Origin of the sequence: Demequina sp. NBRC 110057 (genome assembly GCF_002090175.1) — a bacterium.
Lineage (GTDB): Bacteria > Actinomycetota > Actinomycetes > Actinomycetales > Demequinaceae > Demequina.
The window spans coordinates 483,414-510,146 of sequence record NZ_BBRN01000005.1; the positions used below are offsets into that span (position 1 = coordinate 483,414).

Here is a 26,733-nt window from a genome sequence, read left to right on the forward strand (position 1 = left end):
CGTCATGGACCTTGGGATCAGGGGACGGCGCGCGATGGTGGCGGCGTCCTCGCAGGGCCTCGGCCTCGCGTGCGCGGTATCCCTCGCACGCGAGGGCACCCTCGTCACGCTCAACGGGCGTGACGAGGGGCGGCTCTCCCGTGCGGCCGATGCTGTGGTCGCCGCGGTCCCCGACGCTTCCGTCGCGTGGGTGGTGGGCGACCTCACCACCACCGCCGGGCGCGCGGCGATCCTGGCCGCCGTGCCCGAGGCCGACATCCTTGTCACCAACAACGCCGGCCCCCACCCTGGCGGCTACGAGGAGTGGGACGCGCCGTCGCTCCACGCCGCCGCCGATGCCAACCTGGTGCCGGCGATCGAGCTGATGCGGGCGTACCTGCCCGGCATGCGCGCACGCCGCTGGGGGCGCATCGTCAACATCACGTCCGCGATGGTGACGTCACCCGCGCCTGACATGGGCCTGTCGGCGTCGGCGCGGGCGGCGCTCACCGCCGCGGCGAAGGCGATCTCCAAGGAGATCGCCGCCGACGGCGTGACCGTCAACAACCTGCTGCCCGAGAAGATCGACACGCCCCGGATCGCGTTCATGGCCCAGCGCCGCGCGCGCCACGAGGGGATCAGCGTCGACAAGGCCTACGAGCGGATCGCGGGAACCGTCGCCGCGCGCCGCCTGGGCCGGCCCGAGGAGCTGGGGGACGCGTGCGCGTTCCTGTGCTCCGAGCGCGCCGGCTACATCTCCGGCCAGAACCTTCACCTCGACGGAGGAAGCTACGAGGGAGTCATATGACCCACGTCACCATCGCCGACGACGCGACGCGCGGGGAGATCCTCGCGCTCGAGGAGCGTCGCCGCCAGGCCCTGCTCCACCTCGACGAGGCAGCGCTGCGGGACATCTACGACGAGGCGCTGATTCACATTCATGCGCCCGGCCTGACCCACACCAAGGAGCAGCTCATCGAGCACGCGCTCACGCGCAGCCCCTACCTCGACATGACCCGCGGCGAGCTGCTGATCCGCGTCATCGGCGACGTCGCCGTCGTGACCGGCCCGCTCACCAACCGCCTGCGCAACCCCGACGGCACGGAGCGCACCGTCAACGGCCAGGTCACCCAGGTGGTGCGCCGCGACGACGACGGCCGGTGGCGGTTCCTGTCGTTCCAGATGACCCCCATCGGCGAAGAGGTGTGGGGGAAGCTCGCCTCCGAGTCCCACACCCCCGCAACCCAGGAGAACTGAACCCATGAAGCTTGCCCGCTACCGCATCGGCGACGGCCCCATCCGCATCGGCCGCGTCGACGGCGACCGCATCACCAACGTGTCCGCCGTGCCCGGCGTCGGCACCTCGCTGCGCGCCATCCTGCCGCGGCTCAAGGCGCTGCGCTCCTCGATCGAGGCGGCGCGCGGGGAGTCCCGCCCCGTGTCTTCGGTGACCCTGCTCGCCCCCATCGACGACCCGCAGAAGTACCTCGGCATCGGCATGAACTACGCCGCCCACGCCGAGGAGGCCCGCCAGGCCGGCATCCCCATCCCCGACAACCAGCTGTGGTTCAACAAGCAGGTGTCCTGCCTCACCGGGCCGTTCGACGAGGTGGTCCGCCCGCGGGTGTCGACGGCGCTGGACTACGAGGTGGAGCTCGCCGTGGTCATCGGCCGCGAGTGCCGTCACGTGAGCGAGGCCGATGCCCTGGGCGTCGTCGCCGGCTACATGGTCGCCAACGACGTGTCGGTGCGCGACTGGCTGGCCAAGCGCTCCCCCACCTTCACGCTCGGCAAGTCGTTCGACACCCACGGACCCGTCGGCCCGTGGCTCACGACGGCCGACGAGGTTCCGGACCCCCACGCCCTCGAGCTGTCGCTGTCCGTCAACGGCGAGGAGCGCCAGCGCGCCCGCACCGACGACATGATCTACGACATCCGCGCCCAGATCGCCGAGCTCACCACCGTCATGACCCTCATGCCGGGCGACATCATCGCGACCGGCACCCCCGCCGGCATCGGCGCCCCCACCCAGAACTGGCTGAAGCCGGGCGACGTGGTGCGCGCCGAGGTCGAGGGCCTCGGATTCATCGAGAACACGGTGGTCGACGACACCGTGACGGAGGACTGACGTGGCGCGCCGCGTGAGCGTCGACCTGCCCGGCTTCTCGCACGCCAACCCCATCCCCGCCGCCTCGCGCATCGGCTCGCTGCTGTGCTCGGGAGTGCTCACCGGGCGGTCCGCGTCCGGCGAGATGCCGCAGGGGTTGGACGCGCAGATGACGGCGGTGTTCGGTCACGTGCGCGCGCTCATGGCGGCCGCCGGCGGGTCCACGGACGACATCGTGAAGATGACGTTCTGGCTCGCCGACTACCGCGACCGCGAGGCCCTCAACCGTGAGTGGCTCGCCATGTTTCCCGACTCGTCGAGCCGGCCCGCGCGGCAGGCCATGCACGCCTCACTCGACGGGGGCTGCCTGGTGCAGTGCGACCTCATGGCCGTGCTCGACGCCCCCACGGCAGCGCCGTGAGCGCGCAGGGTCGCGCACTCCCGCCGGGGCGATCCCCCGGCGTGCGACTCCTCCCGCTCCTCGCCGTGCTCACGGCGCTGTCAACTTTTCCGTCCGCCTCCCCCTCCCCCTCCCGCAGTGGCGCAAATGGGGACATTTGCGGCACCAACGGCCCTTTCGAGCCGCAAATGTCCCCATTTGCGCCAGCGAGCGGGGGCGGGGGCGCGGATGGATCCGCACCCGCTCACCGTTGACGCCTCACGTGACCCATCCTCGACTCCCCAGCGAAGGAGCTGACATGACCGACGAGTCCACCCTCATCGCCTCCGTCCCCACCGGGCTGCTCATTGGCGGCCAGTGGCGCGACGCCTCCGACGGCGCCACCCTGGACGTCGAGGACCCGGCGACGGGAGAGCGGCTGGCGACCATCGCATCGGCCACCGCCGATGACGCGCGCGCGGCGATGGATGCCGCGGCCGATGCGTTCCCGGCCTGGTCCCGCACCCCCGCCAGGGAACGCGGCGAGATCCTGCGCCGGGCCTTCGACCTGCTCACCGAGCGTGCCGACGACTTCGCGCTGCTGATGACCCTCGAGATGGGCAAGCCGCTCGCCGAGGGGCGCGGCGAGGTGAAGTACGGCGGCGAGTTCCTGCGCTGGTTCTCCGAGGAGGCCGCCCGCATCTCCGGCCGCTACGGAGCCAACCCCGAGGGCACCGGCCGCACCATCGTGTCGCAGCACGCCGTGGGCCCGTGCTTCCTCATCACGCCGTGGAACTTCCCGCTCGCGATGGCCACCCGCAAGATCGCTCCCGCGCTCGCCGCCGGCTGCACCGTCATCATCAAGCCCGCCTCGCTCACCCCGCTCACCACGCTCGCCTTCGCGGCGCTACTCGAGGAGGCCGGGGTCCCGGCGGGCGTCGTGAACGTGCTGACCACGGCGTCGTCGTCGAAGGTCTCCACGCCCATCCTCGAGGACCCGCGCCTGCGCAAGCTGTCGTTCACGGGCTCCACCGGCGTGGGAGTGAGGCTCATGCAGCAGGCCGCGGACGGGGTGCTGCGCACGTCGATGGAGCTGGGCGGCAACGCGCCGTTCGTGGTGTTCGACGACGCCTCGCTCGACGATGCCGTGGACGGCGCGATCGCGGCCAAGTTCCGCAACATCGGCCAGGCGTGCACGGCGGCCAACAGGTTCATCGTGCACTCGTCCGTCGCCGAGGAGTTCGCTGAGCGGGTGACCGCGCGCGTGCGCGAGATGAAGGTCGGGCGGGGTACTGAAGACGGCGTGAGCATCGGCCCCCTCATCGACGCCAAGGCCGTCGACAAGGCCGCCTCCCTGGTGGCCGATGCCGTGGACCGCGGCGCCAGCCTTCTCACCGGAGGGTCGCGCATCGAGGGGCCGGGCACGTTCTTCGAGCCCACCGTCCTCGCGGACGTGCCCGCCGACGCGGACCTCATGCGTGAGGAGATCTTTGGCCCCGTGCTCGCCATCACCACGTTCGACACGGAGGACCAGGCGGTCGCGCTGGCCAACGACACCGAGTACGGCCTGGTGTCCTACGTCTACACGCGGTCCCTGGCGCGCGGCCAGCGCATGATCGAGGCGCTCGAGACCGGGATGATGGGACTCAACGTGGGGGTGGTGTCGAACGCGTCGGCGCCCTTCGGCGGCTGGAAGATGTCCGGGCTGGGCCGCGAGGGCGGCGCCGAGGGCATCCACGAGTACCTGCAGACCAAGTACACGATGACGGCGGACCCGTTCGGGGCGTAGCTCCCCCTGCCCTGCCTGGCCCTCTGCCCCAGTCACTGTGAACCGGATCCGGGCCCGACACGCCGGGCCGGCCACCGCATCGGCCGTCCGAGACGGCGTGTCGCCGGGCGCACTGGTTCACATCGAGGGGAGCGTGGCGCGGGCGTCCGTGTGGCCCACGCCTGGTGCTGATGTGACATGAGTGACGGGTGCGGTTCCCCCAGGAGCCCCACCCGTCACATACGTCCCAAGCGTGGGCTCAACGGTCCGCGATCAGGCCGCGGCGTCACCCTCCGGGAGGCCCGATGCCGGCAGCACGTCCGTCGCCGTGGGCGCCGGGCGCTGGAGCGGGGCGGGCGTTCCCCACTGGGGCTCGCCGTCGACGAACGGCAGCACCTGCGCGCACGCCTGACGGTTGGGCTCCCACAACGGGTCACCCACGATGGTCGTGTAGGTGCGGGCGTGGTAGACGAGCACGGTGTTGCCGTCGGCGTCCTCGGTGAACGAGTTGTGGCCCGGGCCGTAGATGCCGACCGAGGGGTCCGAGGTGAAGACCGGCTCGGGCGACTTCTGCCAGGACGCGGGGTCCAGGAGGTCGGCATCGGCCGATGCCGTGAGCAGGCCCATCGCGTACTCGATCCCCGTGCCGGAGGCCGAGTAGGTGAGGAAGATGCGGCCGTCGCGGATGAGCACCGAGGCACCCTCGTTGACGGAGAAGACCTGGCACTCCCAGTCGAACTCGGGGCGCGTGAGCAGCACCGCGGGGGTGCCGAGCGTCCACGGGTTCTCCATGCGGGCGATGTACAGGTTGGAGTTGCCCTCGATCGCGAGGTCCTGCTGCGCCCACACCAGGTACTGCTCGCCGCCGTGGACAAAGCTGGTGGCGTCCAGCGCGAACGACTCCCAGCCGGTGTCGACCTGGCCGCGCTCGACCCAGGTACCCGTGAGCGGGTCGGCGTCGGTGCACTCGAGGCAGTAGACGCGGTGGTTGAAGGTCTCGGCGGTGCCGGGCTCGTCTGCGCTGGGCGCGCCGTTGGGGGCGGCTGCGTAGTAGATGTACCAGGCGCCATTGACGCGGTGAATCTCGGGGGCCCAGATGAGGTGCGACTGCGGGCCGGCCTCATGCTTGGTCCAGATGGTGACCTCGTCGGCGGCCTGCAGGTCCTCGAGGCTCGAGGCGCGGCGCAGCACGATGCGGTCGTACAGCGGGTGCGATCCCGTGAAGTAGTACTGGTCGTCCACGCGCAGGACGCACGGGTCGGCGCGCTGCAGCACGATGGGGCTCGGGATGCTCGGGTTCGTCATGGCTGCCTCAGTCTCACGGGTCGCGCGCGGCCGGGTTGGCCGGCGACGCCACTTTTCTAACGTTGTAAAGCCTAACCGACCAGGACCCTCACTTCCAAGTGACCTGGGTCCCAGGATGTGCGGAGGGCGGGCCGGGCGGGCCGGGTGGGGCGGGTGGGGCGGGTGGGCCGGCGGACTGAGCACCGACTGTGCACCCCGAGCGCCCACCATGATGCACGCACGCCCGCAATCGCGCCCTCAGCGTCCACTGAGACGCCCGGTCAGAGGGCGTGCGGCAGCGGGCAGCCAGGGCGCGTTCCCGCATGCGCGTGCGCCGCAGTGGGCAGCCAGGGCGCGCGGATCACCCAGCCCAGCCCAACCCACCCCAGACACACAAGCGCCGCGCCCGGAACGTCGCTCGCCATCGATGCGACGTGCCGGGCGCGGCACGGGTGCGAGGGGTTAGTGGCGCAGCGTGGACTCCGCGACCGACTTCAGGCCGGGGTCGATCTCCGCCATGGAGTCGTCGGCCGGGTCGATCTCGCCATCCTCCCCGGGGGCACGCAGTCCGAAGTCGTTGCGCATCAGGAAGCTCGCGATGACGGTCACGACCACGATCACGCCGGTCATCACCAGGTAGGTGTTGGAGAACCCGATCGAGTCATAGGCCGCACCGAAGGGCAGCGAGAACGCCGCGACACCGAGCGACTTCGCGACTCCGAAGCCCAGCATGTAGGCCGTCGCGGAGATCCTCACGTCGAAGACGCGGGTGATGTACTTCATGACGGACACGAGCATCAGCGGCATCTCGATGGCGGCCAGCAGCCTCCAGGCGATGAGCGCCTCGGTGGTGGTGACGAGGGCCGAGCCCAGGACGCGCACCACGAGGATCGCGGCGAACAACTGCAGGCCGCGCTTGGCGCCGATCTTGTTGATGAACCACGGCGCGAACAGCATCACCACGGCCTCGGAGAAGATTTGGATGGTCACCACGTAGGAGAACAGCTGCTCGGGGTTGCCGTGCGAGACGTGCTGCGCGAAGTAGATCGAGAACTGCTGGTCGAACACGTCATACAGCGCCGCCGTGCCGAACATCAGCACCACGAAGCCGATGAAGCTACGGTCGGTCACCAGGCGCATGATGGTCGCCTTGGTGATGGTGGTGCCGCTGGGGCCGTCGGCCGATGCCGCGGCGTCCTTGGCACCCTCCGGCACCTTGGCGACGAAGAGCAGGACGCCGAGCACGATCGCGCAGAACGAGGCAGCCCACCAGATGCTGTCCGGGTTGACGTTGGCCCACATCCAGCCGGCGACAAGGGTGATGGTTCCACCGGCGATGGAGCCGAACAGGCGCGCGTGGCCGTACTCGAAGTGGTTGGCGCGGGAGGCGCGCTCGTTGTAAGCCTCGACGACGGAGACGCCGGCGAGCAGCACGAGTGCCATGAACATTCCGCCCACGACGGCGGCGCCGGTCATGTTCCAGTCCATCAGCGGGGGGAACGCGAACGCGAAGAACGGCCCGACCATCGCGCCGCACAGGACGACGAACGAGAAAAGGTGCTTCTTCAGCCCCAGGCGGTCCTGAAGGTAGCCGTACAGGGGCTGGAGGCACAGGGCGGTGACGGCCATCACGGTGTTGATGAGGCCGATGTCGCTGCCGCTCATCCCCTTCTCGTCGAACCACAGGCCGTGGAACGAGAAGAAGATCTGCCAGATGGCGAAGTAGAAGAAGTACAGGCCGCCGTAGTTCCAGAAGACGGCGCGCTTGAGCGAGGCTCCGAGCGTCGACGATGACGGGGTGGCGGAGGCGGTCGATGAGGTGGGGGCGCTCATGCTGCCTTCCTTTCGTACAGGGGCGCGCACGGGCGTCCGGGGTTCGGGTATGCCGGGCGCGAAGCCGGCCCCGGAGGGCGGCCCCGCGCGGGGGCGGGCCCTCCTTCGGGTCCGACGTGTCATTCCACCATGCCATTGGGACCGGTCCCAAACCCGGGCGCTTGGTCCCGGTCCGTGTCCGAAATGTGACGCAACCGCAACCCGGCCGATGCCGAAAACGGCCTGGCAGTCGGCCCGCCCATGTGACGATGGACGCTCACCGACGCATCGAGGCGTGCCTGATCACACGCCCCTGACCGAAAGGACCTCGATGCGACGCCTTCTTCCCGCCCTGCTTGCCTCCGCACTTCTGTGCGCCGGCTGCACCGCCGCGGGAGGGGACGCGGACACCTCGCAGGCCTCCGCCTCGAGCCCGGCCACCGCTCCCGTGGCCGCCACCTCGAGCCCGTCGGGGGCCTTCTGGGCCACCGTCGCCGCGACGCAGGGCGAGATCACCGCGATCATCACCGGGGACATCGGCCGCAGCTTCCACGAGCGGGTGGGAAGCCAGGACACCGCCGTGGCCCTGTCGACCGTCGCCGAGACGGAACTGGGCTGGCAGCTCGACGCGCCGTTCGAGGTTTCCCCCGAGGTTTCCGAGGACGAGGCCACACTCACCGCCACGCTCGACGATCCCGCGAGCATCGGCGAGGACTCCTCCGAGGCAGTGAGGCGCGGCGCGTTCCTGCGCTACGGCTCCGACGACGCTCGCGACTTTGCGCGCGACATGTGCCGCGCGCTCACCGAGGGCACGCGCGCGGACCTAATTGCAGCGGTGGCCGATGCCTCGGACGCCTCGCGTACGGACCCCGCCTCCCCCGCGGCGGCCGGCGCCGGACTTGCCGTCGTGGTGTGCCCCGAGATGACGGACGAGTACCTCGACGCCCTGCACGAGCTGGCGACTACCGCGTAGCCCCGCCGGCGGTGCTAGCGCCGCCCGCGCATGGCGACGAGCCTGGCCAGCTCGCCGTGCACCTCAAGCCCGGCCGCCTCGCCGGTGTCCTCGACGATCACCCTGCCCTCGGCATCGGCCAGCCGCACGTGAATACGCGCGTCGAGGGTCTCCTCGACCCGCCGATGCATCTGCGTGCGGACGGGCGCGTGGAGCAGCCCGCCGCGGCGACGCTCGGCGACGAGGCTGAGCGTCGCGCCGTCCCGCGAGCGCAGGCTCCACGTCACCGTCTCGTCGCCGATCTCGAGCGCGGTGGACTCGGCGCCGGTGTAGGTCGCGAAGCGGTGTAGCTCGCCCGGCCCGCCCCCGGCATCGGGAACGCGTAGCCCCACGATGAACCCGCGGAACCGCGTGCGCCCCCACGGGATGATCGCGATCGAGGCCGACAGGCTCATGCCGGGCGTCGTGAAGTGGTTGCTTTGCGCCCACACGTACGCGGAGGGGAAGGCGCGGCCCCAGTCCTTCTCGAGGTAGCCGCTCCCGCCGGTGAAGTCCATCTCGCGACCGCCGAGCGTGAGGGTGCCGGCGAGCTCGTGGCCGAACGACAGCAGCCCGTGATAGCACTCCATGACCGGCATCCACCCGAACCGCCCCATGATTCCCGGCTCGGCGAGGGTCACGGGCCAGGGGTCCAGCGGGCTCGTAAAGTCGACGCGTCCGGCGAGGCCAGAGGCCGCGAGGTCCACGTCGATGCCCCTCTCGCCGAACCGCTGGCGGCCGATGGCTACGTCGAAGCGGCGCGAGTCCGCCAGGAACTCGGGGGCCGGGAACTGCTCGTACCAGGACTCGCCGGTCACACCGTCGAGGACCTGCACGAAGGCCTCGTCGGCGCCGCCCTTGCCGCCCAGGAAGATGCCGGGGATGACCGCGATCCGCGCGCCGCGGTCCGCCGACACGAGCTTCACGTACCAGCCCTCGAAGAAGCCCCGTCCGCCCTGGTACGCGCCGTGATAGCCGGCGGGGTGGCGCGTCGCGGCGAGTGTCTTCGCGGTGCGGGTGAGGGAGCGGCCGATGCTCATGCTGCCAGCGTACGTGCGGTTGCGCCGCGTGGGGAGGGAGGCGACGATGGCCGCATGGCAAGCGTCCTCCTCTTCCACCACATCCAGGGCCTCACCGACGGCGTCGTCGCGTTTGCCGACGACCTGCGCGCCGCGGGCCACCGCGTCGAGACTCCCGACCTGTTCGAGGGCCGGGTGTTCGGCTCCCTCGAGGAGGGCTTCGGCTACGCCCGCGAGGTGGGGCTGGAGGCCGTGCGCGATCGCGGCAGGCATGCGGCCGATGCCGCGGCCGGGCCCGTCGTCTACGCCGGCTTCTCGTTTGGCGTCACCATCGCGCAGGAGCTGGCGCAGACCCGGCCCGCCGCCGGGGCGCTCCTCTTGTACTCGTGCATGCCGGTGGCCGAGTACTCGGAGGCGTGGCCCGCGGGCGTGCCCGTGCAGATTCACGGCAAGGAGGGCGACGAGTTCTTCGACGAGGACCTTCCCGCGGCGCGTGAACTCGCGTCGGCGGTGGCCGACGCCGAGTTGTTTGTCTACCCGGGCACCCAGCACCTGTTCGCCGACTCCTCGCTGCCGGACTTCGATCCGGACGCGGCCGGGCTCATGACGGAGCGCGTGCTCGCGTTCCTGGCGCGCCTCTAGCCCCGCAGCTCCGTCTGCGCCCGGGACAGCCAGGCGAGCGCTCGCACCGACTCCCACGAGCCCGCCTTGAGTTTCTCGGCGGTGGCGGCCGCACGCTCGAGCAGCACCGCCGCATCGGGCGTCCCCTGGGCGGAGATCGCGAGGACCGCGAGGGCCTCCACCGCGTCCCAGGTGCCGGCCTTGTTGGATTCCGCGACCCTGACGGCGCTCGCGCGCGTCAGGGCTCCGGGGTCGTAACGGGTGTCCATGGCTCACCTCCGCGCGGGCGCCGTGCCCGTCAGACGCATCGTGGCACGGACTCGCCGCGCGGCGGAAGGGTGCGCCGCGCCGTTAGCATGCGGTCATGGCGAATTCTGGATCGATTGACGACGTCTCCATCGGTGGCGAGGGTATCCGCCTGGGGCAGTTCCTGCAGCTCGCGGGCCTGGTGGATTCCGGCGGCATCGCCAAGGAGCGCATCCGCGACGGCGAGGTGACCGTGAACGGCGAGGAGGACCTGCGCCGCGGCCGCCAGCTCGTCGTCGGCGACGTGGTGGAGTTCGGCGGGCGCCGCGCGCGCGTGGCCGAATAAGGCTGGTCGCGCGTCACCGCTCGGGGTTCGCTTCGTAGAAGGCCCAGTTCTCCTCGAACAGGCGCCGCAGCTCCTCGTCATTGATGGGCCGCAGCCCCTCCAGGACAGCCGCGACCTCGTCCGGCGTTCCCGCGTGCTTCGCACCCGCCGGGGACACGGTCCCGTCGTCGTATGTGTGCACCACGTCCGCGTACTCCGACGTCACGATGAGGTATCCGCTGCCCTCGCGACGGCTGTACCCCAGCCCGTCGATGCGGTGCGCTCCATCGTCATCGACGGCGCAGGTCGCGGAGTAGTCCTCGGCCGTCAGGGTGTTGTTGCCGTCGTGCGGGTCCACGATGCCGGGGTTCGGATCCGCGATCATCCAGCACGGGTAACGGTCCGCATTTTCCTCGGAGGGAGGGTCGAAGTCCTGCCTTACCACCACCACGCCACCCTCGGCGGTGACGATGACAGAGGTCGGACCGTTGTAGACCGAGGCCTGCGCGAGGGTCGCCCCCGGCACGTCGGTGGACCAGTTCGCCGCCTGCTCCTCCAGGTACCTCGCGAGGGCCTCCTCCTTGGTGGGCGGCAGGGTCTCGGGATCGGGCTCCTCGCGTATATCGAAGACCGCGCCGGCGACCACCACCATGGCGAGGCCCGCGGCGATACCCGCGGCGCGCATCGGCCACCCGCCGACGCAGGCGCCCCATACGAGCGCGGCGCCTGCGGCGACGAGCGGATAGACCAGGTCGACGCCGCCCGTTGCCCACCACAGCATCGGGATCTCGCCAAAATGCGTGACTGCCGCCGCGAGCATCACCGCCATCGCTCCGACAGCGACCACGCTGCCGCCGATGCGTCGCTGACCCGTGAGAGCCACACCGACCACGACGAGCAGGGCCGCGGCGCCCACGAGGGCACCGGCAATGAGCGGCAGCCCGACGATTCCGCCGAATCCCCAAAGAATGAACCCACCTGTGGTGAGCGAGGCCGCTCCCCACAGGATCGCGAAGGCCGCGACCACGGCCGCCGGCGCACGCCACCACTGCCGACGTGGCTGGTCCGTCCGCGGCTGGATGTCTTCTGCGGTCGTCTGCTCGGTCATCGAGTCCCCCCGGAGCGAGCCTAGCGAAGGCTATCGTGCCCCGGGGAGTCGCTGAGTGCGGTGAAGCACGCGGCCGCCACTAGCAGGACGCACACGACAACGACGAAGCCCCGGGGGCTTTTTCGAGCCGCCTAAGGGAATCGGACCCTTGACCTATTCATGACAAGGGCCTTGGAACACCGAGCCACACGGAGAACCGGTTGTCGCTCGAGGCAGTTCATATGCCTGGAATGCATCACGCGTCGACTCCTGAGTCAGTGGCGGGCAAGTGGACCCTCGCCCACTTGCCTCCGCTCAATTCTCGTGTGCCGATCTTCGCATGGCCGACAACGAGACCGTCACTGGCGCTCCCGTGACGGAGGCGCAGATCGAGGCGTGGGCCGCCGAGGTGGAACGCGGCTACGACGTCGACGCGCTCAAGAGGCGCGACCGCGGCCGCCCCGGCCGCGGTGCGGAGGCCTCGCAAGTGATCGCGCTGCGGTTGACACCAGACGAGCTTGCCGCGCTCGACGCGAAGGCCTCACGCGAGCAAGAGACGCGGGCGGATCTGATCCGCGAGGCTTTGACCGCCCTCGACGCGTGGAAGCCCATCCGTCCGCGCTCAAGCACGGCATCACTGCCGAAAACGCCATCCGCGCGGCCGAGTGGTCAATCCGGATCGAGGACCTCGACGACGAGTCACCCGCGCGGCAGTTGCGCCTTGGCTTCGACACACAGTGTCGCCTGCTCGAGATCGTGGTCCTGACATTCGATGCGGGGGACGAGCTCGTCATCCACGCCATGAAGCCCCACCCCCAGATGCTCGATCTCCTGCCCTGATCGCACTGCGGCACGCCTCTACCGAACAGGCACCGACTCGACCTTGTAGGCCGGGCGGCGCTCAATCCAACGGTCGAACCGTGTCTCGCTGCGCGAGGCTTGTGGCGACCATCCCTCCGCGTCGACGAGGAAGCACCCGCTCAACACACCCCAGCGCCAGTACCGTGCCATGAGCTCACCGCGTCCGAAAGCCGCCAGCAGTCGAGCCAGCTCGACGTCATCCACCGCCTCGATCACATGGTCTCCGTCTCCGAAGGTGACGAGGATCATCCCACTCCAGTCCTCGAGCTCCAGCGCGGTCCCGGTGGCGGTGCGGCGCATGCGCCAGACCGAGGCGTCCTCTTCGAGGCTGGTCTCCTCGAGATCGGACGACACATCCAGAAGGCGCGCACGGAACGCAGCGTCGGCAAACACGCTGGGGAGCGGGTCCAGCCCGCGCCGAGGTGCGGGTCGCTCGCCAAGCGCCGCCTCCGCAACATCGCGCCACCGCGGCGCGTTGCGCGCCCCCGTGTCCTGGCAGATGAAACTCGTGAAGCTCAACCCCACGGAGTCCACGAAGCGGAGGCCCCATGCGGTCGGAGCCACCTCGACGAGCGCGGTCTTCGCGAACACCCGGCGGCGGAGCGCGCCTTGGATGATCACCCGGTCCGGCTCAACTGCGATATACGGACGGAACGTGAGCGCCCAGATCGCCAACGCGAAGGCGACGACGAACAACCAACCATCGCGGATCTCGGCTGGGTCCATCTCGCCGGCGGCTACGAAGCCGTAGTCCCAGTAGAGCTGGCAGGCCATGAGCGCCCAGAAGGCGATCAGCACAAGCCTGACCCACCACTGCACGCGCCAGACGCGCACTTCAGCGCCACCGAGGATCACGGCAAGAGCATAGAGCGACGCCCCGCGTAGCCGAGTAGCGAACTCGACAACGACGAAGCCCCCGGGCACCTGACGGTGACCGGGGGCTTTTTCGAGCCGCCTAAGGGAATCGAACCCTTGACCTATTCATTACGAGTGAATCGCTCTGCCGACTGAGCTAAGGCGGCGTGCACCCCCGCGAGGAGGTGCGGTCCACCATGATAGCGGGTCAGCAGCGAGTTCCCGAATCCGGCAGGTTGCCGTCCACCATGAAGCCGTCGACGTTGTCCACGATGCACGCGTTGGAGCGGCCGTAGGCGGTGTGGCCCTCGCCCTCGTAGGTCAGGAGCGGGGCGCCCAGCTGGTCGGCCATCGCCTCCGCCCACGCGTACGGGGTGGCGGGGTCGTTGGTCGTGCCGACCACGACGATCTTGTCGGCAGCGCCGGCGGCGGCCTCGTCGAGGCTCGTCACCGTCTGGGCATCGGACTCGGGCCAGCCGTCGCAGCCGGTGCCGGAGGCGAACCACCAACCGAACGTGGGCGACACCTCCTCGGCCTCGGCGGTGAAGTCCTCGATGTCCGCGTACGTGGTCGCCTCGCGGTCCACGCTATCGGCGCAGTTGATCGCCGTGAATGCCCACGTGGAGTTGGCGCTGTAGCTGTCCGACGACGGCTCGCGGTCGAAGTAGAAGTTCGCCAGCTGATACATGATCGCGCCGGTGCTCTGCTGCTCGAGCTCCTCGAACCCCTGCGTGAGGAAGCCCCAGGACTCCTCCGAGTACAGCGTCACGATGATCCCGTACAGCAGCAGGTTGCGGTTGAGGTCATACGTCTGCGCCGTATAGAACGGCTCCTCGAGCGCCCGGTCGAGCAGTGCAGTGGTCTCCTCGAGCCCCTCCTCGACGGTGTCGCCGAGGGGACAGTCGCCTTGCGCGATGCACCACGTGAGGTAGTTGCGGTACGCGTTCTCAAAGCCACCCGCCTGGCCCAGCGTGAGGTCCTCGTCGCTCAGCGTGAGGTCCAGCGCGCCGTCGAGCACCATGCGCCCCACGTTCTCCGGGTACAGCTCGGCGTAGGTCGCCCCCAGCTGCGTGCCGTACGAGAAGCCCATGTAGTACAGCTCTTCGTCACCCAGCAGCGAGCGCAGCAGGTCCATGTCCCGTGCGGCGCTCACCGTGTCGACCTCCGTCAGGAAGTCGCCGGTCGCGTCCTCGCACCCGGCCGCGAAGTCCTGGGTGCGCGCCACCTCAGCGTCGACGTCGTCCTGGCTCTCGATCACGACATCGGCCATGTAGTAGTCGTCGATGGTGGCGTCGGAGCCGCACTCCACGGGGGTCGACTCCCCCACGCCGCGCGGGTCGAAGCCGACCACGTCGTACGAGTCGAGCAGGTCGTCGCCCGCCGTCGTCACGAAGGACTCGGTGAAGTCCAGCCCGGACCCGCCGGGGCCGCCGGGGTTGATCAGCAGCGAGCCGATGCGCGAGTCCTGGTCCGCCGCCGGGTACCGGTTGATCGCCAGGTCGACGGTGTCACCATCGGGCTCGTCCCAGTCGAGCGGCACCTGGATGGTCGCGCACTCGAGCTCGCCGCAGGTGCTCCAGTCGATCTGCTGGCCGTAGACGCCGGCGGCCTCGCCGCCGTCACTCGGTGTGGCCGATGCGGTGGGCTCCCCCGTGTCCGACACGCCGTCCGTGGGGCTTACCTGCGTCTTGTCTGGCACGCACGCGGACAGCAGCAGGGCGCCCGCCGCGAGCAGGGCGGCGGCGCGGAGGGGGGATCTCATGGCGGCCAGCCTACGCGGCGCCGCCCACATCGCTTAGGCCGCGGTCCGGGGACGCAGCGCGAGGGCCATCGCCTCCATGGCGAGGATGGGCGCGACGTTGCCCGACAGGCGCTTGCGCGCCTCGCCGAGCGCGTCGAGGCAGCGCAGCGTATCCGCGAGCGCGGTGCGCGCCGCGAGCTGCTCGATGTGCCCGCGGTGCGACTCGTTCACGAGCGGCTGGCCGGCCCCCACCTGCACCACGGCGACGTCCCGGTACAGGCTCATGAGGTCGAGGAGCGCGCGGTCGAGGACGTCGCGCTTGTGACGGGTGGCGCGACGCTTCTGGTCCTCCTCGAGCTGCTTGACCTGGCTGCGCAGCGCGGGCGGAAGCCTTCCGCCGTCGTCGGCGCCGAGGGTGCGCAGCAGCTCGTTGCGCTCGGCGACGTCCCGCTCCTCGGTGGCGGCCTTGGCGTCCTCCTCCGCGACGGCCACGAGGTCCGCTGCGGCGAGCACGGCGTCGCCCACTCCCCTGATCTCGGTCGCCAGGGCGAGGATCTGCTCGCGCCTGGCCCGGGCATCGGGGTCCCGCGCGAGGCGGCGCGCGACGCCGATGTGGCTCTGCGCGGCGTACGCGCACTCGCGCGCGAGGCCCGGCTCGATCCCGTCGCGGTCCACGAGCAGGCGTGCGACGTCCTCGGGGTCGGGCACCCTGAGGCCCACGTGGCGGGAGCGCGAGCGGATCGTGACCAGGACGTCGTTCGCCGACGGGGCGCACAGCACCCACACCGTGCGCGCTGGAGGCTCCTCGATGGACTTAAGCAGCAGGTTGGTGGTGCGCTCGGCCATGCGGTCGGCGTCCTCCACGATGATGACGCGCCAGCGACCCTCCGAGGGGCTGGTCTGCGCCGTCGCCACGAGATCGCGCACCTCGTCGATCCCGACGACGACCTTCTCCGTGGCCAGCACCGTGACGTCCGCGTGCACGCCCGACAGCGACGTGGTGCAGGCGCGGCACTGACCGCACCCCTGGTCGAGGCACTGCAGTGCGGCGGCGAAGGCGCGCGCGGCGACCGACCGACCCGAGCCGGGCGGACCGGTGACGAGCCACGCGTGTGTCATCGCCTCGGGCCGCTCGGCGGCGGCGCGCAGCGGAGCGATGGACTCCTGCTGGCCGACAAGCTCGTCCCAGACGCTCACGGCGTCCCCCACGGCTCGATGCCTGCCGGGGCCGTCGGCACGGGCGGGAGACCGGCCTCGGCGACCGAGGCGGCCACGGCCGCCACGACATCGGCCGCAACCTCCTGGCGGGAACGGGCGGCGTCGATCACGGCGTAGCGGCCGGGATCGAGGGCGGCGCGGTCGAGGAAGGCCTGACGGATCAGGGCCTGGTGCGCCGCCGTCTCGCGTTCGACGCGGTCGAGGTCGCGATTGAGGCGTTCGGCGCGCGGCTCCATGTCGAGCACCACGGTGAGGTGGGGGGTCAGGCCCTCGGTGGCCCAGCGCGAGATGCGCTCTACCTCGTCCCCGAGCCCGCGGGCTCCCCCCTGGTAGACCACGGAGGAGTCGACGTAGCGGTCCTGGATGACCATGCCGCCGGCCTCGAGCGCCGGCCGCACCTTGGTGGCGATGTGGTGAGCGCGGTCGGCCGCGTACAGCAGCGCCTCCGCGCGGGGGGCGACGTGGTTGCCGTGCATCACCGCCTGGCGGAGCTCGACTCCGAGGTCGGTGCCGCCCGGCTCACGGGTGACCGTCACGTCCCGGTCGGCCGCGCGCAGGTGCGCCGCGAGCAGGTCGATCTGCGTGGTCTTGCCCACACCATCGCCGCCCTCGAACACCACGAAGAAGCCCGTCATGCGGACCAACCTACCCGCGTGCACCGACACGGGCGGACGGAGGATGGGGACAACGGCCCGCCACCGCATCGGCGACAGAAAAAACTGCGGCGCGCCCCTTCCCTTGCCGATACTCAGGGGGACAGACTGGTCACTGAGGGGTGACATGAGGCGCGTGGCGATTCTTGTGGCGGCGATGGCAGCAGCATCGTCGCTGTCGGCATGCTCTCCGGAGCCCCCGACCGCGGTCTTTGTCGGCGACGCCGCGACCGCCGTCTCCCCCACTGGGGCCCCGTCATGGGTAGACGCGGTGTCCGATGCGCAGGGCTGGACCGAGGTCAACGCGGGCTGCGAGGGCTCCGGCTACACCCAGCGGGGCGTGTGCATGGCGACGTACCGGGAGCAACTGCCGGCGCTGGTGGCCGACGAGCCCGACGTGGTGGTCGTCTCCGGCGGCGTCGACGACCTTGGCGCGACTCCCGGCGAGATCCGCGCGGCGGTGAGCGCGACGTACCTCGAGGCGCGCTCGACCTTCCCTGACGCCACCATCTACGCCGTCACAGGCCTCGCGCTCGGGACCGATGCCGCGGTGTCCGTGCTGGACGACGCCGTCGAGCAGGCCGCCGCCGCGGTGGACGCCATCTACGTCGACCTTGGCGACGAGATCGACTCCCACCCCGGCCTGGTGGGCGCCGATGGCGGGCTCACCGCTGAGGGCCACGCCGCCGTCGCGGAACTCACGACGAACGTCATCGGCGGCGAGTAGACCGCACCGGCCGGCCGTCAGGGGGGCGACGCACCTTAGACGACGGCGGTGGCCCGCCAGCCGCCGGCGGGGCCGCCGCCGGTGTAGATGAAGCCGTTGCTCGTCGCACCGCCGACGCCCGAGGAGCGAGGCGCGGGCATGCTCGTCAGCTGGGTCCACGTCGCGGTCGTCGGGTTGAACGCCTGCACGATGGCCGTGTCGGTGGTGTGGTTGAGCTTGCCACCGATGACGACGATGCGGCCGTCGAGGACGATGGTCGAGCTGGTGTGGTGGTTGACCGCGTAAGGCATCGGGGTCGAGGAGGACCACGCGTTGGTGGCGGGGTCGTAGATAAAGACGTCGTCATGAGCGACCGACGGGCCGTCGTGCCCCGTCTGGCCGCCGATGATGTAGAGCTTCCCGCCGATGACAGCGGACCCAGGGTGGTTGCGCCCCTCGGGGAGCGGTGCCGCGGAGACCCACGACGTCGCGCCTCCCGCGAGGTCGAGCGTCCAGTGATCCACGGGCTCAGTGGTGCGGGCGAGGTTGGTGCCCGAGACGAAGTGCAGCTTGCCGCCCAGGTACTCCAGCGCGCCCGAGGCCCGCACCTGCGGAAGGTTCGGAAGCCTCGAGTATGAGTTCGCCGAGACGTCGTACTTGTAAACCTCGACGGTGCCGAAGGTCTGGCCCGATGTCCCGGTCTGCGAGATGTAGCCGCCGGCGAGGTAAATGTCCTCACCGTCGGTCGCGATGCCCGCGTGGGTGACACCAGTTCCGGCCGCACCGTTACCCGCCAGGAACGGGAGCGGAGCGATGGTCGACCAGGTGTTGGTGCCCACCGTGTACTTGTACGACCGCGAGGTGGGCGTAAAGCCCCCCGCCTGGGAGTCGAAGCCGCCGAACTGGTAGAGCGCGCCGCCCACCATCTCGCCCTGCGCCTCGGAGACCGTGTACTGCTGGTTCGCGATGGTCGTGTAGGTGAAGTTGTTCGCCACCGGCGTGGTGGTGCCCGAGGATGCCTTGATGACCTCGATCGCGGAAACCTTCGGCTGGTTCACCGACGCGGTCAGCGCGATGTTCAGGGTGCCGTCGGTGACCCACACCTCGTTGAGCGTCTTGTAGGCCGTCATCGGCGACACCTGGGCGTTGATGTCCAGGTTGCTGATCTCCGTCGGCCCGCCCTCGAAGTTCACCGAGAAGACGCGCTTGCCGGTGCCGCCTGCACCGCCGTTGGTGGCGCCCCAGTAGATCTCCGCGAAGTGGAGGGTCACCTGGTAGTTGCCCGTTCCGGAGACCGGAATCGCGTAGTTGATGGTCCCCATGTCGGCGTTGGTGCTGCGCTCCGTGAGGTACAACACGTCGTCGGTGGTCCCGGCAATCTGCGTGACCGAGGCGTTCGAGTACGTCTTGGTTCCCGAGCCGGTCAGGTACGGGGTGTCGGCGACCCAGGTAGCTCCGCCGGTCGTGACCGTGGGACCGCCCGCGTTGATGCGGATGGGAGGCGCCTCGATCGACGACGTGTCGACCACCGCGGAGGCACCAGGCGTCGCATTGCCGCTCGCGTCGACAGCCACCACGCGGTAGTAGGTCGACGTCGCCGGCGGCGCCGTGGTGTCACGGAAGGTCGTCGCGGTGACGATGCCCGTACCACTCACGGTGGTGAAGGTACCTGTCGCCGAGGTGGAGCGCTGGATCCGGTAGCCGATGAGGTCGGCGTCGGTAGAGGCGGCCCAGGTGAGGTTCACCCCGGTCGCGTTCGCCGTTCCGGTGGGAGCCGCGGGCGCCGCCGGAGCCGTGGTGTCCGACGAGCCGACGGGAACGATGTTCGTGTACAGGTACACGTTGTCCTGGAAGTCACAGTTGGTGGCTCCGTTGCCGCAACCGCCGCCCGTGGTGGGGCCGCCGCCCGAGCTCACGTAGTCGTGACCCATGAACCAGGCACCGGGGATGGAGTTGCCCTCGGCGTCCTTGACCGGCCACATCTTCACCGCCATGTAGTCGGTGCGGTTGGTGGCCTTGCCACTCGCGCTCAGCGCGAAGGTGGTGGTGTTCGGGGTGCCGTTGATCTGCACCAGCCCGCCGCCACCCGTCTTGGGGTAGATGGACTGCGCGTCGAGCCCGGTCATGGAGGCGGACAGGTTGCCGGCGGTGAAGTTCTCGCCACCCCCCTGGCCGTGGAACGCCGCCAGCTGCACGGCGCGGACGGGCTTGGAGGAGTCGAGCTTGGTCCACAGGCCCGAGCGGATCTCGTCGCCGTCCATCGGGGCCCCGGGGATCTCCGACCCGTTGCCGAGGCCGAGTCCCGCGGATCCGGAGGTGGTGGCGCTTCCGAACAACTGGAAGATCTGCTCGAGCGAGAGCTCGTTGTTGCCCTCGGGCGCCGTCATGTACCCGCCGCGGAGCTGGATGACCTTGTTCGCGCTCGTGGTGTCGCTCGAGGCGAGGGTCACGGTTGCGGTGCGGATGCCCTTGCTTCCGGTGGTCGCGATGAACTTGACGGTCAGCGGCTCCGTGTCACCCGGCTCGATCACGAGGGGAAGGGCGGGCCCGTTGACGATCTCGAACTGCCCGGCCTGAGCGCCGCCCAAGGTCATGCTGGTGATGCGCAGGTCCTTGGTTCCGGTGTTCGTCAGGTTCACGACCGCCGAGTCGTACGAGCGGTACAGCAGGTCGCCGGCGGCGTTGGTGGTGCCGCTGTTCATGCGGTGCAGTGTCACCACATCGTCGTACAGGCCGGGCAGCGGTGCGCCGCCGGTCTCGTGCGGGATCTGAGTGTTGGTGAACGTCAGGGTGCCGCCGATGTTGAGGACCGTGAAGGCGATGGTCCTCACGGTCTCGCGCCCCTCGGTGTCGGTCGCCACGAACTCGACCTCGTACTCGCCCGCCGCCTCGAGAACGAAGGGCTCGTCGTAGTCGACCGGGGTCGCGCCGTCGATCGAGTAGGTAAACGACTCGATGGAGGCGTCGCTCGCGGCAAGCGCAGAGGCCGACACCGTTGCGGCACCACCCTCGTAGGTGTCGTCGACGCCGGCACCGTTGACCGACACCACCACGCTCGGCGCGCTCAGCGCCGTTCCGGTCACCGTGACCCAGTTGAGCTTGGTGTTGACGCCGGTCGGCACCAGCGTCAGCTTGCCGTCGGTGACGGTGACCTCCGCCGAGCCGTTCGTGAACGGCGTGCCGGTCGTCGGCGTGAAGTTGGTGACGAGCGGCTCGCCCTCGGCCGAGAGCCCGTGCACGGAGTCGGTGTACTCGCCGTCACCCACGGACGCGGTGACCGTGTACGTGCCGTTCGCGACCGCGTACTCCCACGTTCCCACCGTGCCGTCCGTGATGGTCGATCCGGTGGTCGTGACGTTCTGCATCAGGATCAGGCCCTGGCGCAGCGGGTCCGAGGCCGGCGCGGTGCGCAGGCGGGTCATCGCGGAGCGGTCGTACGGCGCGCCGTTCACGAGCCAGCCGTGACCGGTCAGCGCGCTGTACGCCGCACCGGTGTCCGCCGTCCATCCCGCGGGAACGGCCGCCGTCGAGGGACGGAAGCTGAACTGCGCGGTGGTGGTGGGCTCACTCGGGTCGAGCTCGTCACCCTCGATCGAGATCCAGTTGATCTTGGTGTTGTCGCCGGAGTTCGTCACCGTCAGGCGGCCATCGGTGACCGTGACGGTGCGCACCCCGGTCTGGAAAGGCGTCGCCGTCGTGGGCACGAAGCCGTTGATGATGGGCTGGCCCTCCACCAGAACGCCGTGGGTCGAGTCGGTGTAGTTCGCGTCGCCGACCGAGACCGCGACGTCGTAGGTCCCATTCGGGAGCACGTACTCCCAGTAGCCGCTCGTGTACGACGGCTGCGTGGAGTTGTCGATGAACGCGTAGGTCTTGAGGCGCTCGTCGGTGGGGTAGGCGATGCCGCCCACTGCAGCGGTGCGGTACCGGGTGGCGGCGCTGCGCTCCACGGGCTGGGCATTGGCGGCGTTGAACCAGCCGTAACCACGTTCGGTGGAGAAGGCGCCGCCGGTCTCGGCGGTCCAGCCGTCCGGCACGGGGGCCGAGGCGGGCTGGAAGTTGATCTTCACCTGGGCGCCATCCGACGGGTCGTCGTCGCCGGGGTCGGTGACCTCCAGCGGAACGATGTCGATGAAGCCGATCTTGGTGTTCACACCGCCGTTGGCGTCGATGGTGAGGTGACCGTCGGTGACCTCCACCGTCCTCGTCGCGATCCGGTGATGAGTGTCGGATCCCGCCACACCGGTGGGGGTGAAGGCCGCGATGACGTTCACGCCCTCGGCGTTAATCACGTGCGACTCCGGGTCGCTGTTGACCGCGGGGTCTCCAGCTCCCACCGTGACGGAGTACTCACCGTTGGGGACCTGGATCTCCCAGTAAGCGTCAGCCTTGGTGCCGTTGAACGTGGCCGGGATCGACTCGGGCTGCATGTGCATGATGCTGTCGAGTCGCATGTCGCTCTGGCTGGTGCCACGGTCGCGGCCGTTACCGGGGGTGGTGCCACCCACCGAGATGTCGAGGTCGTCCTCGGTGGTGACGTCCTTCCAACCGTAGGTGAGGCCGGAACCCTGGTCGGCGCCGGTGCGCGGGCCGAAGGCCTGGCCGTAGTCACGGATGTAGCCAGGAGCGAGATCGCCGGCGGCGGTGGTGAAGTCGACGCGAATGGCGTCGCTTCCCGAGCCGGTGTCCGTGACGGGCTTCACCCCGGTGACCAGGAAGACGTAGTCCTGGTAGTCGCCGTTGTCCGCGTCTTCGAAGGCGAGGATGTAGGTGTTCGCGATCTTCACGCCGTTGCGGTTCTCCGCCTGGTAGATGCGGGCGCGGTGCGCGCTCGCCGCAGGCGAGTTGAGGCGGTCCTCGGTGAAGCCATAGCGGTTGAAGTAGGGCGAGTAGTAGTAGAAGCCGAACTCACCCGTGCCGGGGTCGAACGACAGCGTCGAGCCCGACGTCGCGGGCGGCAGCAGCGACTGGTAGCCGGCGCCCTTGGTACCGTCCATGGCTCCCAGGCCGTTGCGCTGCGCGGCCGCCCCGTCACCGGTGTACCAGCCGAAGCTCACCGTGTCCGCGGGCGCGTACTGCGCAAGCGGCTTCCAGGTGACCGGGCCGGTGCCCGACTTCACGAACAGCGGCTCGAGGACCTCGTCGCCCTTCGCCGCCGGGTCCATGCCACCGGCGAGGTTGGTCCAGCCGACGTTGACCTCGTAGCCGAGGGTGCCGAGGACCTGGTCGAGCGTCGGCTCGTAGCCACCCTGGATGCCGACCATGGCGAGGCCGTGAAGCGGCACCGTGACGGTGGACTGTCCGCCGGCGACCACGAGCTGCGCGGTCCGCTGGCCGCCCGTCGTGCCCGGGGTGAAGCGCACCGTGAAGGTGGCCGATGCTCCCGGAGCGAGGGTCGCGGGCACGGTGCCCTGGACCGCGAACTCGGCGGCGTTGGCGCCGCTGATCGTCGCGGACAACGGCTGCGTCTCGGTGGACTGGTTGGTCACCGTGATCGTCTCGGCATCGGTGCGGTGGGCGGCCGTGGAGTCGACCAGCGCGCCGTTGCTCGTCACGGCCGAGAACACCAGCTCGTCCTTGTTGGTGGACACCTTGGCGGCCTGCTGGCTCGCGGGCACCCTCAACAGGTACAGGGCCTGGTTCGACCCGCTGCGGTCGTACTGGTTGATGTAGAGGTTGCCGTTACGGGTGTCCTCGACGATCTCCAGAGGATCGTTGAATCCGCCCACGCCGCCGATGGTGCTGTTCGCCACACCGGTGATGCCCACCTCGGTCTGACCACCCAGGATCTCTCCGGTGGTGGGGTCGGCCTGCAGGAAGATCAGGTCGTTGTTGTTCGAGAAGCGCACCACGACGATGCGGTGCTCGAGCTGACCGCCGAAGGTCTTGCTCTTGTACTCGAGCGTGCCGTTGGGGCTCTTGTTGTACTCGAAGTCGTACGCGACGCCCTTGTAGTGCGACTCAGGCAGCGTGCCGGACGGGTACTTCGAGCCGCCCTGCCCGGCCCACTGCGGCGGGTTGGCGGGGTCGTTGCCCTCGTGGAGCACGAACTCACAGCGGGTCGGGTTCGGGTGGCCGTAGTAGCCGCCCTCGACCACGTCGTACAGGTGGTCGCGCTGGGTCGGGTGGTTGCTGATGGCGGGCACCGACCGAGGCACGTAGCTGGGGTCACGGTCCATGCGAGCCTCGCACGCCGCGGTGACGTCCTGGCCGTTGACCGTGCTGTAGCCCGGAATGCCGGTGGCGGCGACGCGGGTGAACTTGCCCGTGCTCGCGTTGTAGTTGACGCCGGGGCTGTTTCCACCGCCCGCGGTGCCGTTGGTCGCCACGTAGATGTGTCCGTTGGAGTGGTACACGAGGTCGTAGGCGTTGCGGATACCGGTTGCGTAGATCTTCAGCGGCGCGTTCGCGGCCCACGGGTTGTAGGGGTTCGCGGCGTTGTAGCCATTCGCCGTGTTCTCCGCGGCGTTGCCCGACGGAGCGGTCTGGACCAGCTGCGGGTTGTCACCCTCCGGGTCGGTGATGGCCGCCTGGATGCGCGCGTGGTCGGGGTCGAAGTGGAGCAGTGCCGCGGTAAGCAGCTGCTCACCACGCTGACCCCACGAGTTGTCGAGGTCGCCCGCGGCCTGGTTGGAGCCCTGGAGGACGTAGATGTCGTCGTTCGGCCCGTAGACCATCGAGTTCGTCAGGTGGTCGGACTGCGAACGGGGAAGGCCGGTGAAGACCTTCTTCTCGTTCTGCAGGTTGGGCCCGGTCAGCAGGCTGATCGCGCTGATGAACTGAGACTGCTCATTGCCCACGTTGGCGGAGGTCTTGGTCACCCAGACCTTCAGGTCGTCGGCGGTGGCGGACTCGTCCCACAGGAGGCCGATCATCGCGTAGCCCTGGTAGCCCAGGCTCGTCATGTTCGACAGGGCACCCGTCTCCTCGTCCACGTCGAAGCGCCAGATGCCCTGGCCGATCGTGGTGCCATAGAGGCGGTCATCGGGGCCGAAGGAGAAGGACGCCCAATACTTGTTGACCCCCGGGAGGGTGATCTGGACCTTCTCGAAGGCGACATTGGTGAGCGGGGTGAACTCGTCGCCTCCCACGATGACGCCGGCGCCGGTGGTGAAGATGGACTCGAACGGCACGAACGAGTTTCCGAACAGGTCCTTCACCCCGGATCCCACGACGAAGCGGTAGGTGGTGTTGGGCGCGAACTCGCCGTTGGGGTCGAAGTTGATCGTGTCGTTTCCGCCAGAGGTGTTGACCGATCCGGGGATCTCGGCGCCGGTCGCGGCGTTGTAGACCTTCACGTTGCCGGGCATCGTCGTGTCGTCGACGCCGCCACCGGCGTGGACGCGGGCGAAGGTTGCCGCGACGCCTGCCGTGATGTCGGCGTCGGTGGCGCGGTTCAGTGGGTTGACCGCGTCGATGTGCGGGCGGTCGAACTCGACACCCTCGATGTCCACGTAGGCAAGCTTGGTGTTGAAGCCGCCGAGCGCGTCGAGCGTGAGCTTGCCGTCCCAGACGCCCACGGTTGCCGTGTACGTCTCGTACTCCTTGGCAGCCGTGGCCTGGAAGGAGTCGATGGCAACCGATCCCTCAACGTTCACGGTGTGGACCGAGTCGTACGAGGTCGAGCCCATCTGGTCGCCCACGGCGAATGTCACCTCGTAGAGGCCCTCGGGCACCGCGATCTCCCACGCACCCGGCGTCTTCACGCCGTTGGTGCCGTTGCCGGCATCCACGTCGCCGTACTGCATGTGGATCATCGAGTCGAGGCGAGCGTCGATGCCAGCCCGAGCACGGTCGCGACCGTTGCCCACGAGTGACAGCTCGTGGCCGTCGGCGTCGACCCAGCCGTAGGTCAGGCCCGAGCCCTGGTTGGCCCCGGTCCGGGCGCCGTAGGGCTGACCCCAGTCGGCCACGTAGCCCGCGACGGGGACACCGTTCGTCTCGGTGAAGTCGACGCTGATGTCAGTGGTGTTGGGCACACGCGGGGTGACGACAACCTCGGTTGACGGGACTGACTCGTTCCCCGCGTGGTCGACGGCGACCACCTGGTAGAAGTACGTGGTGTTGTTCTCGACAGCGGTGTCCTCGTAGGACGGTTCGGTCAGCAGCGCGTCACCCGACACGACCACATCTCCCGTGTGAGCCCCCGTCTCGAGCGAGCGGTACACGCGGTAGCCGGCGAGGTCCGTGGCGGTGACCGCATCCCAGGTCAGCTCGACGAGGTCGTCGCCGGCCTCGCCCGCGAGACCCGCGGGTGCGGCGGGAGCCTCGGTGTCGAGACCGATGAGGGCCGAGGCCTCGTTCGAGGCCTCCGACTCGTTCCCTGCCTCGTCGATGGCGGTGACCACGTAGTAATACGTGGTGCCCGTCGTCGCCGTGGCGTCCGTGAACGACGTGGCGTCCCCTCCGAGCGGGAGGGTCGTCAGGCGCGTGCCCGTCGCCGCGGTGACGCCGGCGGCGGTGCCGCGGTAGACGTGATGTCCGGTCACATCGCTGGAGGTCGATGCCGTCCAGGTCACGGCGATTCCTCCGAGGCCCGCAGCGGCCTGGGCATCCTGCGGGGCAATCGGAGCAGTCGTGTCAGGGTCGGGGACCCGCTCCCACGCGACGCTCAGTTCGGCCTTGCCCCAGCCCTGGTAGTACTCGACCACGAAGGTGTGCTCACCCTCGGTCAGGGGCACGGAGACAGTCTTCGTCTCGCCACCACTGGACGGGCCATACGCGTCGAAGACGACCTCGCCGTCCACCAGCAACCGCACACCATCGTCATGCACCAGCGAGAACACATACTCACCCGCATCAGCATCAACAGTCCGCGTAAAGCGAGCCGAGTAGTTACCCTCGGGCACACCCTCAACAGGCGTCTCACCCTCCGGCACCACACGATCAATCTCCGCCACACACTCCGCAGCGATCGGCTCACCCTCCAAAGCATCGCCAGCGAAATACTCCACCGACCACACCGACGCCACACACGTCTCGGGCTCCACCAACTCCCAGTCCACTGCCAGCTGAGCCTTGCCCCACGCCTGGTAGTACTCGACCACCACGGTGTGCTCACCCTCCGTCAGTGGCACCGAC

Annotated in this window: 20 protein-coding genes, 1 tRNA gene and 1 pseudogene; 11 read left to right on the forward strand and 11 right to left on the reverse strand. The window is 69.5% G+C overall.

Annotation, left to right across the window (positions count from 1 at the left end; all coding sequences use genetic code 11):
* Positions 1 to 4 precede the first annotated feature (4 nt).
* From B7K26_RS10675 to B7K26_RS10695, 5 genes are all read left to right on the forward strand, one after another.
* Positions 5 to 787, forward strand: a complete 783-nt coding sequence (locus tag B7K26_RS10675; RefSeq protein WP_084079160.1) for an SDR family oxidoreductase — start codon at positions 5 to 7, stop codon at positions 785 to 787.
* Positions 784 to 1,236, forward strand: coding sequence for a DUF4440 domain-containing protein (locus tag B7K26_RS10680; RefSeq protein WP_084079161.1), 453 nt, complete (start codon positions 784 to 786; stop codon positions 1,234 to 1,236). Before B7K26_RS10675 ends, B7K26_RS10680 begins: the two co-directional genes overlap by 4 nt.
* A gap of 4 nt (positions 1,237 to 1,240) precedes the next feature.
* Complete coding sequence (locus B7K26_RS10685; protein WP_084079162.1) at positions 1,241 to 2,107, forward strand: fumarylacetoacetate hydrolase family protein; 867 nt, start codon at positions 1,241 to 1,243, stop codon at positions 2,105 to 2,107.
* A gap of 13 nt (positions 2,108 to 2,120) precedes the next feature.
* Positions 2,121 to 2,507, forward strand: a complete 387-nt coding sequence (locus tag B7K26_RS10690; protein ID WP_234998787.1) for a RidA family protein — start codon at positions 2,121 to 2,123, stop codon at positions 2,505 to 2,507.
* Between the two features lie 277 nt (positions 2,508 to 2,784).
* Entirely contained in the window at positions 2,785 to 4,254 is a 1,470-nt protein-coding gene (locus B7K26_RS10695; protein WP_084079164.1) for an NAD-dependent succinate-semialdehyde dehydrogenase, read from the forward strand.
* 252 nt (positions 4,255 to 4,506) lie between these two features.
* On the opposite strand, the gene B7K26_RS10700 is transcribed toward B7K26_RS10695, so the two are convergent.
* On the reverse strand, positions 4,507 to 5,538 hold the full coding sequence (locus B7K26_RS10700; RefSeq protein WP_084079165.1) for a family 43 glycosylhydrolase: 1,032 nt from the start codon (positions 5,536 to 5,538) through the stop codon (positions 4,507 to 4,509).
* 441 nt (positions 5,539 to 5,979) lie between these two features.
* Positions 5,980 to 7,350 carry an oligosaccharide MFS transporter gene (locus tag B7K26_RS10705; protein WP_084079166.1) on the reverse strand — a complete coding sequence of 457 codons (1,371 nt, stop codon included), beginning with the start codon at positions 7,348 to 7,350 and terminating at the stop codon, positions 5,980 to 5,982.
* Positions 7,351 to 7,660: 310 nt separating this feature from the next.
* Between B7K26_RS10705 and B7K26_RS10710 the strand changes: the two genes are divergently transcribed.
* Positions 7,661 to 8,302, forward strand: a complete 642-nt coding sequence (locus tag B7K26_RS10710) for a hypothetical protein (RefSeq protein WP_084079167.1) — start codon at positions 7,661 to 7,663, stop codon at positions 8,300 to 8,302.
* Between the two features lie 14 nt (positions 8,303 to 8,316).
* On the opposite strand, the gene B7K26_RS10715 is transcribed toward B7K26_RS10710, so the two are convergent.
* Positions 8,317 to 9,360 (reverse strand): tocopherol cyclase family protein, encoded by a 1,044-nt coding sequence (locus B7K26_RS10715; RefSeq protein ID WP_084079168.1) that lies wholly within the window; start codon positions 9,358 to 9,360, stop codon positions 8,317 to 8,319.
* 54 nt (positions 9,361 to 9,414) lie between these two features.
* Between B7K26_RS10715 and B7K26_RS10720 the strand changes: the two genes are divergently transcribed.
* The gene (locus B7K26_RS10720; RefSeq protein ID WP_084079169.1) at positions 9,415 to 9,981 is read left to right on the forward strand and encodes a dienelactone hydrolase family protein; all 567 of its coding nucleotides are present in this window, start codon (positions 9,415 to 9,417) and stop codon (positions 9,979 to 9,981) included.
* Here B7K26_RS10720 and B7K26_RS10725 read toward each other — a convergent pair.
* A complete protein-coding gene (locus B7K26_RS10725; protein WP_084079170.1) occupies positions 9,978 to 10,229 on the reverse strand; it encodes a hypothetical protein in 252 nt (83 codons plus the stop codon). The two genes, B7K26_RS10720 and B7K26_RS10725, sit on opposite strands and share 4 nt — an antisense overlap.
* 95 nt (positions 10,230 to 10,324) lie before the next feature.
* Between B7K26_RS10725 and B7K26_RS10730 the strand changes: the two genes are divergently transcribed.
* Positions 10,325 to 10,552 carry an RNA-binding S4 domain-containing protein gene (locus B7K26_RS10730; RefSeq protein WP_084079171.1) on the forward strand — a complete coding sequence of 76 codons (228 nt, stop codon included), beginning with the start codon at positions 10,325 to 10,327 and terminating at the stop codon, positions 10,550 to 10,552.
* 13 nt (positions 10,553 to 10,565) lie between these two features.
* On the opposite strand, the gene B7K26_RS10735 is transcribed toward B7K26_RS10730, so the two are convergent.
* A complete protein-coding gene (locus B7K26_RS10735) occupies positions 10,566 to 11,639 on the reverse strand; it encodes a hypothetical protein (protein ID WP_084079172.1) in 1,074 nt (357 codons plus the stop codon).
* A gap of 319 nt (positions 11,640 to 11,958) precedes the next feature.
* Here B7K26_RS10735 and B7K26_RS13140 point away from each other — a divergent pair.
* A pseudogene (locus B7K26_RS13140) lies at positions 11,959 to 12,195 on the forward strand (CopG family transcriptional regulator); the annotation flags it as partial.
* A gap of 23 nt (positions 12,196 to 12,218) precedes the next feature.
* Positions 12,219 to 12,458 carry a toxin gene (locus B7K26_RS10745; RefSeq protein ID WP_084079173.1) on the forward strand — a complete coding sequence of 80 codons (240 nt, stop codon included), beginning with the start codon at positions 12,219 to 12,221 and terminating at the stop codon, positions 12,456 to 12,458.
* An 18-nt stretch (positions 12,459 to 12,476) separates the two neighbouring features.
* Here the strand turns inward: B7K26_RS10745 and B7K26_RS10750 are convergent, their stop codons facing one another.
* From B7K26_RS10750 to tmk, 5 genes are all read right to left on the reverse strand, one after another.
* The gene (locus B7K26_RS10750; RefSeq protein WP_143340658.1) at positions 12,477 to 13,334 is read right to left on the reverse strand and encodes a hypothetical protein; all 858 of its coding nucleotides are present in this window, start codon (positions 13,332 to 13,334) and stop codon (positions 12,477 to 12,479) included.
* Between the two features lie 94 nt (positions 13,335 to 13,428).
* Positions 13,429 to 13,501: transfer RNA gene (locus B7K26_RS10755), tRNA-Thr, on the reverse strand.
* A 41-nt stretch (positions 13,502 to 13,542) separates the two neighbouring features.
* Positions 13,543 to 15,096, reverse strand: coding sequence for an alpha/beta hydrolase (locus B7K26_RS10760; RefSeq protein ID WP_234998788.1), 1,554 nt, complete (start codon positions 15,094 to 15,096; stop codon positions 13,543 to 13,545).
* Positions 15,097 to 15,129: 33 nt separating this feature from the next.
* A complete protein-coding gene (locus B7K26_RS10765; RefSeq protein WP_084079220.1) occupies positions 15,130 to 16,272 on the reverse strand; it encodes a DNA polymerase III subunit delta' in 1,143 nt (380 codons plus the stop codon).
* A complete protein-coding gene (gene tmk, locus B7K26_RS10770) occupies positions 16,269 to 16,928 on the reverse strand; it encodes a dTMP kinase (RefSeq protein WP_084079176.1) in 660 nt (219 codons plus the stop codon). The genes B7K26_RS10765 and tmk overlap by 4 nt, the downstream gene beginning before the upstream one ends.
* A 154-nt stretch (positions 16,929 to 17,082) precedes the next feature.
* Between tmk and B7K26_RS10775 the strand changes: the two genes are divergently transcribed.
* A complete protein-coding gene (locus tag B7K26_RS10775) occupies positions 17,083 to 17,673 on the forward strand; it encodes a GDSL-type esterase/lipase family protein (RefSeq protein ID WP_159449677.1) in 591 nt (196 codons plus the stop codon).
* 35 nt (positions 17,674 to 17,708) lie between these two features.
* Here the strand turns inward: B7K26_RS10775 and B7K26_RS10780 are convergent, their stop codons facing one another.
* A complete protein-coding gene (locus B7K26_RS10780; RefSeq protein WP_234998789.1) occupies positions 17,709 to 26,702 on the reverse strand; it encodes a malectin domain-containing carbohydrate-binding protein in 8,994 nt (2,997 codons plus the stop codon).
* Positions 26,703 to 26,733: the final 31 nt, after the last annotated feature.

What these genes read in the sequence shown, in the direction of transcription:
- B7K26_RS10675 (WP_084079160.1), top strand. Translation starts at nt 5, where the DNA reads ATGGACCTTGGGATCAGGGGACGGCGCGCGATGGTGGCGGCGTCCTCG.
- B7K26_RS10680 (WP_084079161.1), top strand. Translation starts at nt 784, where the DNA reads ATGACCCACGTCACCATCGCCGACGACGCGACGCGCGGGGAGATCCTC.
- B7K26_RS10685 (WP_084079162.1), top strand. Translation starts at nt 1,241, where the DNA reads ATGAAGCTTGCCCGCTACCGCATCGGCGACGGCCCCATCCGCATCGGC.
- B7K26_RS10695 (WP_084079164.1), top strand. Translation starts at nt 2,785, where the DNA reads ATGACCGACGAGTCCACCCTCATCGCCTCCGTCCCCACCGGGCTGCTC.
- B7K26_RS10700 (WP_084079165.1), bottom strand. Translation starts at nt 5,538, where the DNA reads ATGACGAACCCGAGCATCCCGAGCCCCATCGTGCTGCAGCGCGCCGAC.
- B7K26_RS10705 (WP_084079166.1), bottom strand. Translation starts at nt 7,350, where the DNA reads ATGAGCGCCCCCACCTCATCGACCGCCTCCGCCACCCCGTCATCGTCG.
- B7K26_RS10710 (WP_084079167.1), top strand. Translation starts at nt 7,661, where the DNA reads ATGCGACGCCTTCTTCCCGCCCTGCTTGCCTCCGCACTTCTGTGCGCC.
- B7K26_RS10715 (WP_084079168.1), bottom strand. Translation starts at nt 9,360, where the DNA reads ATGAGCATCGGCCGCTCCCTCACCCGCACCGCGAAGACACTCGCCGCG.
- B7K26_RS10720 (WP_084079169.1), top strand. Translation starts at nt 9,415, where the DNA reads ATGGCAAGCGTCCTCCTCTTCCACCACATCCAGGGCCTCACCGACGGC.
- B7K26_RS10725 (WP_084079170.1), bottom strand. Translation starts at nt 10,229, where the DNA reads ATGGACACCCGTTACGACCCCGGAGCCCTGACGCGCGCGAGCGCCGTC.
- B7K26_RS10730 (WP_084079171.1), top strand. Translation starts at nt 10,325, where the DNA reads ATGGCGAATTCTGGATCGATTGACGACGTCTCCATCGGTGGCGAGGGT.
- B7K26_RS10735 (WP_084079172.1), bottom strand. Translation starts at nt 11,639, where the DNA reads ATGACCGAGCAGACGACCGCAGAAGACATCCAGCCGCGGACGGACCAG.
- B7K26_RS10760 (WP_234998788.1), bottom strand. Translation starts at nt 15,096, where the DNA reads ATGAGATCCCCCCTCCGCGCCGCCGCCCTGCTCGCGGCGGGCGCCCTG.
- tmk (WP_084079176.1), bottom strand. Translation starts at nt 16,928, where the DNA reads ATGACGGGCTTCTTCGTGGTGTTCGAGGGCGGCGATGGTGTGGGCAAG.